Here is an 8,943-nt window from a genome sequence, read left to right on the forward strand (position 1 = left end):
TCAAAATGAAAAAGTACTTATTACCCGCAATACGCTTAACCGTTGTGCTAACCGTGTTGCTGTGTGTTATCTATCCGCTGTTGATCTCGGCAGTAGGCAAATTAGCCAAAGGAAAAGGCGATGGCGAAACCGTCAGTGTAAACGGCAAGGTGGTTGGCTATGCCGCACTTGGCCAAAAATTCGATAAACCCAGCTATTTCTGGGGCCGCCCATCGGCAGTAGATTATAATGCGGCCGGTTCGGCAGGCTCCAATAAAGGCCCCACTAACCCAGATTATCTGAAACAGGTAAGTGACCGCGTGGATACCTTATTAAAATATCATCCTTATTTAAAACGGACAGATATCCCTGCCGATATGGTAACCGCTTCGGGCAGTGGCCTTGATCCGGATATATCAGTAGAGGGCGCAAAAATACAGGTTAAACGCGTGGCGGCAGATAACCACCTTGATGAAGAAAAGGTGGCTGCATTGGTGGCAAGCCATACTGACAAGCCAGTTTTAGGCCCTGCGCACGTAAATGTGCTGAAACTAAATATTGCGCTGAACGAACTAAAAAAATAACGACCGGACACCACACCTAAATCACAGCAGCGACGCTGCTGTGATTACTAAAATTTATTCAAAATGAAAAAAATACTATTAAACGCCGCCATTATTGGTTGTGCGATTGCTGCCCGCGCGCAGGATACCGTTAAATCCGAAACGAGTCCCTTATTAATCTCAGGTTCTGTGGATGCCTACTATAAATATGATTTTTCCGGATTTAGAAATGCGGCTGGTAGTTCAAATATACCCACCAGCTTTGCAAGCGATCAAAATTCGTTTTCCATTGGCATGGTGGATCTTGCCTTAAAAAAGAAAGTGAATAAAGCGTCCTTTGTGGGCGAGCTTTCTTTCGGTCCGCGCGGGCAGGTACAGTCAATACCCAATAATAGCGGAGGCCAATCTTATCATATACAGAACCTCTATGTAAGCTATGATCTTACGGAAAAACTGAATGTTACAGGTGGTTACATGGCTACATTTCTGGGCTATGAAGTGATCTCTCCTGCAGGGAACTTCAATTACTCTACATCGCATCTCTTTACCAACGGCCCGTTTCAAAACGCGGGTGTTAAGGCCACTTACTCTTTCAGCAACAAGGTTAGCTTAATGGCAGGCATTTTTAATGATACCTGGAATTACTATCAATCAAGCGGCCGCATCAATACTTTTGGCGCGCAACTAATGGTAAGCCCCGTGGATGGATGGAGCGCCTATGTGAACCTGCTTACGGGTCCGCTGTCAGGCACTATAGTAGATCTGACTACCAACTACCAGGTAACAAACGCGTTTAAGCTGGGGCTGAATGCTGCCACCTTCTCTGCATCGCATGAGTTGGGCGGCGGAGGTTTTGATGGCGCGGCACTTTATCCTCAAATAGCTGTTTCAAAAGCGGTAGCGCTGGGTTTGCGGGCAGAATACTTCCGCACTAAAAAAGGCGCGTTCCAACCTGCGGGGCCCATTGCCGGTGAATCTGTAACATCATTTACGCTAACCGCTAATATTAAGTCGGGCCCATTAACACTTATGCCCGAAGTGCGGCTGGATAATGGCTCAACAAGTCAGTTCATAAAAAATAACGGAGGAAATACAAGATCAGCGGCGCAGGCATTATTAGCCGCAGTGTACGCGTTTTAGGTAAATTAGTTAATGCTTATATCTGTCACAGGCCGTCTGTACTGTAGGGCCTGTGACTAATTGTTTAATATGTCGGTAAAACAAGAACATAAAGACGAGTCGGTAAAAGACTTTATTGAGCTGGTAAAACGCTCCCGGCGCGGCAAGCTTAAGGTATACATTGGCATGAGTGCCGGTGTGGGTAAAAGCTACCGTATGCTGCAGGAGGCGCACGCCCTTTTAAGGAACGGCATTGATATACAGATAGGCTATATTGAAACGCACATGCGTGCAGAAACACATGCCTTGCTGGGTGGGCTGCCTTTAATACCGCGGAGAAAGATATTTTACAAAGGCAAAGAACTGGATGAAATGGATGTGCAGGCTGTGTTGAGCCGCCACCCGGAAGTGGTGGTAGTTGATGAACTGGCCCATACCAATATTGAAGGCAGCAAAAACATCAAACGCTGGCAGGATGTAGTAGATATACTGGATGCCGGTATCAGCGTAATAACTGCTGTAAATATTCAACACCTGGAGAGTCTGAATGAAGAAGTAGAAGGCATTACCGGCACACCAATTACCGAGCGTATACCCGACAAAATACTGGAACTGGCTGATGAAATAGTAAATATTGACCTTACCGCCGATGAACTGATCGCACGCCTGCGCGATGGCAAGATCTATGATAAAAGCAAGGTAGAACTTGCCCTGCGCAATTTCTTTCGCAGTGAAAAGATATTACAACTGCGGGAGCTGGCGCTTAAGGAAGTGGCGCACCATTTGGAACGGAAGATAGAAATTGAAGTACCCAAACAGATCAAACTGCGGCCCGAACGCTTCCTGGCCTGCATATCATCTAACCATGACACGGCAAAGGTGGTAATACGTAAAACTGCCCGTCTGGCCTCTTATTACCGATCGCCATGGATAGTTTTGTATGTGCAAAGCAGCCATGAAAGTTTGGACAAGATCAAATTAGATAAACAACGGCATCTTATCAATAACTTTAAGCTGGCAACTGAACTGGGTGCCGAAGTATTGAAAATAAAAAGCGACATGATAACCCAAACCATAATGCGTATAGCCGAAGAACGGGAGATAACCACGATATGCATTGGCAAGCCGCATGTAAACCTTTTTCAACTTATACTACGTACCACCATTTTTAACCAGTTACTAACCAAAATTGCTACTACCGAAACTGATTTAGTTATACTATCATGAAAATAAAAACCAAACTCCGGCTGGGCTTCGGCTTTCTGTTTGCAGTTGTGCTTTTTTTTGGTGCGCTCTCTATGTTTTATATCAACGAGATATCTAAAAGTGCAGAGGTTGTGCTGAAAGACAACTATGAAAGCTTGCGCTATACCCGCGATATGCGAAAAATTTTAGACGGGCACAGTTTGCCCTTAGATAAAAAAGCTTTAACTGCTTTTGATGTTCAGCTTAAAAAAGAAGAAAACAACATTACAGAAAAGGGCGAACAAGCAGAGCTGACAGCGTTAAAGCAATCTTTCTTATCGCTAATTCAGTCTTCTGCTATCGCTCCCACCCGCCCGGCTGCAGAACGTGGCGTGCGCGCTCATCTGCAAAACATTGACGATATTAACATGCAGGCCATTGTGCGTAAGAACGACGCGGCACAAAACTCTGTAAAAAACGCGGCCCTGCTGCTTGGGCTTACCGGTGGCATGACCTTCCTCATCTTGTTTTCGTTCAGCGTAAACTTTCCGGGCTTTGTGGCCAACCCACTGCGGCAGCTATCGCAAGGTATACGCGAGATCAGCCAAAAAAACTATAAGCAACGGCTTGAATTTAAAAGCAACGATGAGTTTGCCGAACTGGCAGATGCCTTTAATGAGATGGTGCGAAGACTGAATGATTGGGAAAATAGCAACCTGGCTACACTAAAATCTGAAAAACTACGCATTGAAGCCATTATTGGGCAGATGCAGGATGCCATTATCGGCTTAAACGAAAAGCAACAAATACTTTTCTTAAACGCTTCGGCAGAACATATACTCAACATCAGCGGGCAGCAATACGTTGGGCGCAGCGCGCTTGATCTGGCTAAAACCAATGATCTGTTGCGTAATATAATGGATAACGGAAGCAACAATAAACAGCTTAAGATCTATGCCGACGGTAAGGATTCCTACTTCCAGCTGGATAGCCGTGAAATTTTGGTACCACAAATACAAAGTAACGAAGAAACAGCAGTTACCCACTCTGCCAGCCCGGCAGGTAAGGTATTTATTTTGCGCAACATTACGCAGTTTAAAGAGTTGGATACGGCTAAAACCAACTTCATTGCTACGGTATCGCACGAGTTGAAAACTCCCATATCGTCTATTAAAATGAGCCTTAAATTGCTGAGCGATGAGCGCGTGGGGGTAATGAATGCCGAACAATCCTCGCTTATACACCATATAAAAGAAGATAGCGACCGCCTGCTTAAAATAACCAGCGAATTACTTGACCTGTCTAGCGTGGAAACCGGCAATCTTAAATTACAGTTTAACGCTGCGCAGCCCGAAGTGATAGTTAATTACGCGCTGGATGCGGTGCGTTTTCAGGCAGAACAAAAGGAGGTGAGACTTGAGTTGCTCAGCGCAAATAAATTGCCTAAAGTAATGGCAGATACAGAAAAAACGGCCTGGGTGCTCATCAACTTTTTATCCAATGCGCTTAGATACAGTCCGGCTAAATCCCGCATTGTTATACAAGTTATGGAGAACAATGGCGCGGTTGAGTTTTCGGTAAAAGACTTTGGTAACGGCATTGATAAACAGTATCAGCAGCGGCTTTTTGATCGCTATTTCCAGGTACCTACTGATGGCACAAAAAAATCAGGATCGGGTTTGGGGCTGGCTATCTCTAAAGATTTTATAGAAGCACACAGCGGCCGCATATGGGTAGAGAGCGAAATTGGAGAGGGCAGCAAATTCAGTTTCTCCCTGCCTGTCGCGTCCGAATAAAATAAACAGCTAAGAGATTGCTATTTATTTACAACGTTAACCGGTTCGCCTTTAATAAAAGCGGCCACGTTATATACTACCATATCCATCAGGCGCAGCCGGGCCTCTTTGGTTGCCCAGGCAATATGTGGCGTTATAATGCAGTTTTTGGCTTTAAATAAAGGATTGTCTGCCCGCGGTGGCTCGGCAGATAGTACATCAATACCGGCCCCCGCAATGGTTCCGTTATTAAGGGCATCAGCCAGATCCTGATCATTAACAATGGGTCCCCGGGAAGTATTGATCAGGTAGGCCGAGCTTTTCATCCTTGCTAAATTTTCGGCATTGATTAGCCCCTGCGTTTCCGGGAATAAAGGGCAATGGATGCTTACCATATCGGCCTGCTCCAGCAGTTCGGGGATATCCGCCCAGCGGAAGTTTGCACGCGCGTTTTGATCTGTTCGCGTGCGGCTGTTGCCAATAATGTTCATACCGAAAGCCACGGCTACATCGCCCACCTTTTGGCCAATATGCCCGAACCCGATAATGCCCATTGTTTTACCGGCCAGCTCTACCAACGGGTAGTTCCAATAACAAAAATCTGCCGACCGTGCCCAATCGCCTGCCATAACAGAATCGCTATGCCGCTGCGTGCGTTGGGTAAGCTCCAGCAGTAAGGCAAACGTTTGCTGCACTACCGATGCCGTGCCATAGCCCGGCGCGTTAGCAACAACAATGCCCTGTCTTTTTGCCGCGTCTACGTCAATAACATTATAGCCGGTGGCCAGTAAGCCAATGTATTTTAACTGGGGTAATTGCTCAATAACCGCCGCGGTTACGGGGGTTTTGTTAGATAACAGCACCTCGGCACCTTGCGAACGCGCTAACACCTCGTGCGGTGGCGTTCTGTCGTATATCACAACATCGCCTAATTGTTTTAGGCCATCCCAGCTAATATCGCCGGGGTTTAGGGTGTGGCCATCCAATACTACTATCCTCATGGTAATGCCTGGCAGGGTATTAATTACCGGCGCTTACCGGCGTGGCACTAAAATTCATCACCATTAACAGGTTGGCATCAGCAGTAACCGCGCTGCGCAGGGTGTAGATCATTTTTATCTTTATATCCGGCTGGCGTATAAAACGATCTAAAAAGCTGGAATTATTCAGATCAAGCTTGATGGTTCCGCCCGCGTCGGCAGTAATTTTTTCCTTTGATGCTACCAGCACCGCGTCGCTCTCATCAGCGGTAACCATGTATATTTTTATTGAGCTTAGTTGCCCCAATTCAAAATCGGCAGGCAGAACGGTCTTCAGCTCGGCCGAAATTACTTTTACCGCGTTGATGCGGTTAACGTTCTCGCCATTTTTAAAAATAACCTTATCAAAGCTGCTGGCGGTGCCAATGCTGGTAAGCGTTTGCCCCGTTTTTGCCGATGCCGCAACCGCTAATGGCGTGGTATAAGGTATGGTTGACAGTACAATGCTTTGCATGGTGCCGCATGCTGCCAACAGGCACGCCACCATAACTACTAAAAGCCGGTAATTATTCTTCATGGTACTTTAGGGGTTGATGTTGTATATAAATATCGTATATATATCTGAAATGTTTGCTGGGGGGAGGAATTTTTATTTGAGGATGGCCTGGTACATGAGGGCGTTCAAAACAGGTTATCCTTAAAACCATTGGTTTTGGCTATTTACAATTAAACTAATAAGCGGTACATTAGGCTTATTGTAACGCCTTTACAAGCTAATTTTTCAACCGCTTATTTTAAATGAGAAAAATAGTTTTCATCCTATTATTTGTCGCGTTGGCAATAGGTGCCCACGCCCAGAATCATATTGATAAGCTAAGCACGGCGTTAAAAAAATATCCCGATAGCCTTGAACTAAAACTACAACTGGCTAAGGCGCACGCGCAGGCATCAAATATTGACACCGCTACCACTTTATTTACTGAAGTTATAAATACGGCCGGGCAAAAGGGTAACAATAAGGCTTATATCCAATCGCAGATAAGTTTGGGGCGTTTATATGCCGATAAGGGCGCGAATGTGGCGGCCCTTAATCATTACCACCTGGCACAAACCATGGCCGAAAAAATTGGCGACAAAACATTACTGGCCCACGTGTTTAAAAACATTGGCGCGCTGTATGTTGGATGGAAAAAGTTTGACGAGGCCTTAAGTAATTATGACAGTGCTGAAAAACTGGCTGCATTGGTTAATGAAGCTGAACTACTGGCCGATTGCCAGAACAATAAGGGAATAGTGTACGAGCAACGCCTGCAATATGATAAGGCATTAGTTGCCTATAAAAATGCGCTCGCAGTGTACACGCAAAAGAACATCGCCTCAAAAATATCAATGGTATTAAGCAACCTGGCCATTATCTATAAATTCAAAAAGGATTATAAGGCCTCAATGGATTATAATTTAAAGGCATTGGCGCTATCTGTAAAACTAAACGATAAATGGATAATGGCGGCAACCTACAATAATATAGGGGCCTTATACAGCGAAATGGACGATTACAAAAACGCCATTGCCTGGTGCCAAAAAAGTATAGACCTGGCTAAAGAAATAAACGCCCTTGAAATTGTTGAAACCGCTTATGATAGCATGGCCGTTGCCGCCGCCAAGGCGGGCGATTATAAGAATGCCTACAAATATCAGCAGCAGTTTGCCGAGCATAAAGACAAATTTATTAACCTGGAAAGCACAAAACAGCTCTCTGAACTGAGCGTTAAATACGAAACAGAGAAAAAGCAAAAACTGATACAACAGCAGCAGTTTGAACTGCAACGCCGCAATATGACGATAATGGTGATAGCCATAGTTTTTGTAGCGATGCTGGCTATTGGCTTTCAGTTTTATACGCGCAACAAGTTAAAACAAAGGGCGGCACTGCAACAAGCCGAAATAGAACACCAGGCACGTGCTACAAAAGGTATAATAGAAGCCGAAGAAAAGGAGCGCAAACGAATTGCATCTGAACTGCACGATGGCGTTGGACAACTTTTTAGCGCTGTAAAATTAAACCTGAGCGGGTTATTAGACAGGGCACAGTTAACCGATGAGGGAATGATAACGCTGGGCAACAAAACGCTTGATATGGTGGATGAAAGCTGCCGCGAAGTACGCCTGATAGCCCACCAGATGATGCCCGGCAGCGTATTAAAATTCGGCCTGTACACCGCCATAAACGACTTTATAGATAAAATAGACTCGCATAATTTAAAAATAAACCTACAGGGGGTTAATATGGAAACCCGCTTAAACAACGATGTAGAAACCGTGCTTTACCGTATTGTGCAGGAGTGCGTAAACAATGTGATAAAACACGCGCGGGCGTCAAAGCTGGATATAATATTGACTCGGCAGGGCAACCAGCTACGGGTTACCATTGAAGATAACGGCCGCGGATTCAACACTACCGATAAAAGCCACTTTGAAGGCATGGGCTTAAAGAACATACAGTCGCGCGTGGCGTATTTGCATGGCAGGGTTGATATTGCCTCGGCAGAGGGAAAGGGGACGATGATTGGGATTGAGGTGCCTATAGGGTAATTCCGTAACCTGCTTGTACTCACCAACACGTCTTTGCGAGGAACGAAGCAATCCCGAACTTGATTGGAATTGGAAGTTGTTTGTCAGGAGTATAGATCTATCTAACTTGCCCACGCTCCCGCAAGCGTCCCGCAACTGGAAAATAGTATCTCCGCACCAATAACTACCTGCGATATAAATTTATTTTGAATTATGCCGCTATTGCCTTTATATTAGGTTAACAAATGCTGCTTTTAATGCATTATAAGTTGCCTGCCTTAGGTAAAACAGGATAGGGAAAAGCCAAACCCAATAATAGCGGCAAAATTGAACCTTATAACAGATGAAAAAATTAAAATCACAGCCCAACACTAATTGTACTTATTTTGATATCTATGCTTTAATAGAGAGCATGGTTAAAGCTATAGATGGAAATCCTTATGGCTGAGAAGCTGTTTATGGCGGGTATATAAGGCCCGCCATATATTATCCCTTCCTTCACCATTAAACAGCCGGCCAAAGCGTGTCTTCGCCGTGCTTTTATCACCACCATCCTGCTCAATATTTTTGTCCCACTTTGGGACAAGATTTTGCAATTTGGGAGCAGTACTGATAATTAGGCTATTAACCAATTTCCACAGCTAATTTTCCTGACTTATAAGTAGTCTCACTTTGTCCCAGGCGGGAGGGGAGTTTTATTGCAAACCACTTATTATGAGCTGTTTATTAAAATGGCTTGTCCCGCTGTGTCTCACCTTGTCCCACACGCAG

The 8,943-nt window shown here is 45.0% G+C and carries 7 protein-coding genes; 5 read left to right on the forward strand and 2 right to left on the reverse strand.

Translation table 11 applies throughout. The features are described 5' to 3' along the window. Positions 1-5 precede the first annotated feature (5 nt). The 4 genes from ACFQZS_RS13235 to ACFQZS_RS13250 all read left to right on the forward strand — a co-directional run bounded on the left by ACFQZS_RS13235 (position 6) and on the right by ACFQZS_RS13250 (position 4,642). Positions 6-563, forward strand: coding sequence for a K(+)-transporting ATPase subunit C (locus ACFQZS_RS13235; protein WP_377100980.1), 558 nt, complete (start codon positions 6-8; stop codon positions 561-563). A 63-nt stretch (positions 564-626) separates the two neighbouring features. Next, positions 627-1,682 (forward strand): porin, encoded by a 1,056-nt coding sequence (locus ACFQZS_RS13240; RefSeq protein ID WP_377100982.1) that lies wholly within the window; start codon positions 627-629, stop codon positions 1,680-1,682. Between the two features lie 69 nt (positions 1,683-1,751). Continuing rightward, positions 1,752-2,888, forward strand: a complete 1,137-nt coding sequence (locus tag ACFQZS_RS13245) for a sensor protein KdpD (protein ID WP_377100984.1) — start codon at positions 1,752-1,754, stop codon at positions 2,886-2,888. Beyond that, positions 2,885-4,642: a HAMP domain-containing sensor histidine kinase gene (locus ACFQZS_RS13250; RefSeq protein WP_377100986.1), complete on the forward strand. Its 1,758-nt coding sequence runs from the start codon at positions 2,885-2,887 to the stop codon at positions 4,640-4,642. Before ACFQZS_RS13245 ends, ACFQZS_RS13250 begins: the two co-directional genes overlap by 4 nt. A 20-nt stretch (positions 4,643-4,662) precedes the next feature. Here ACFQZS_RS13250 and ACFQZS_RS13255 read toward each other — a convergent pair whose 3' ends face one another. Both ACFQZS_RS13255 and ACFQZS_RS13260 read right to left on the reverse strand, forming a co-directional pair. After that, positions 4,663-5,622 carry a D-2-hydroxyacid dehydrogenase gene (locus ACFQZS_RS13255; RefSeq protein ID WP_377100988.1) on the reverse strand — a complete coding sequence of 320 codons (960 nt, stop codon included), beginning with the start codon at positions 5,620-5,622 and terminating at the stop codon, positions 4,663-4,665. A gap of 19 nt (positions 5,623-5,641) precedes the next feature. Further along, positions 5,642-6,178 carry a hypothetical protein gene (locus ACFQZS_RS13260; RefSeq protein ID WP_377100990.1) on the reverse strand — a complete coding sequence of 179 codons (537 nt, stop codon included), beginning with the start codon at positions 6,176-6,178 and terminating at the stop codon, positions 5,642-5,644. 221 nt (positions 6,179-6,399) lie between these two features. Here ACFQZS_RS13260 and ACFQZS_RS13265 point away from each other — a divergent pair, with 221 nt between their 5' ends. Continuing rightward, on the forward strand, positions 6,400-8,193 hold the full coding sequence (locus tag ACFQZS_RS13265; RefSeq protein WP_377100992.1) for a tetratricopeptide repeat-containing sensor histidine kinase: 1,794 nt from the start codon (positions 6,400-6,402) through the stop codon (positions 8,191-8,193). The last annotated feature ends 750 nt before the right edge of the window (positions 8,194-8,943 follow it).

The organism is Mucilaginibacter calamicampi (assembly GCF_042676765.1).
In the GTDB taxonomy this organism is placed as follows: domain Bacteria; phylum Bacteroidota; class Bacteroidia; order Sphingobacteriales; family Sphingobacteriaceae; genus Mucilaginibacter; species Mucilaginibacter calamicampi.

Bases quoted from the DNA above. Each gene is read 5' to 3' on its own strand.
- ACFQZS_RS13235 (WP_377100980.1), top strand. From the start codon at position 6: ATGAAAAAGTACTTATTACCCGCAATACGCTTAACCGTTGTGCTAACC.
- ACFQZS_RS13240 (WP_377100982.1), top strand. From the start codon at position 627: ATGAAAAAAATACTATTAAACGCCGCCATTATTGGTTGTGCGATTGCT.
- ACFQZS_RS13245 (WP_377100984.1), top strand. From the start codon at position 1,752: ATGTCGGTAAAACAAGAACATAAAGACGAGTCGGTAAAAGACTTTATT.
- ACFQZS_RS13250 (WP_377100986.1), top strand. From the start codon at position 2,885: ATGAAAATAAAAACCAAACTCCGGCTGGGCTTCGGCTTTCTGTTTGCA.
- ACFQZS_RS13255 (WP_377100988.1), bottom strand. From the start codon at position 5,622: ATGAGGATAGTAGTATTGGATGGCCACACCCTAAACCCCGGCGATATT.
- ACFQZS_RS13260 (WP_377100990.1), bottom strand. From the start codon at position 6,178: ATGAAGAATAATTACCGGCTTTTAGTAGTTATGGTGGCGTGCCTGTTG.
- ACFQZS_RS13265 (WP_377100992.1), top strand. From the start codon at position 6,400: ATGAGAAAAATAGTTTTCATCCTATTATTTGTCGCGTTGGCAATAGGT.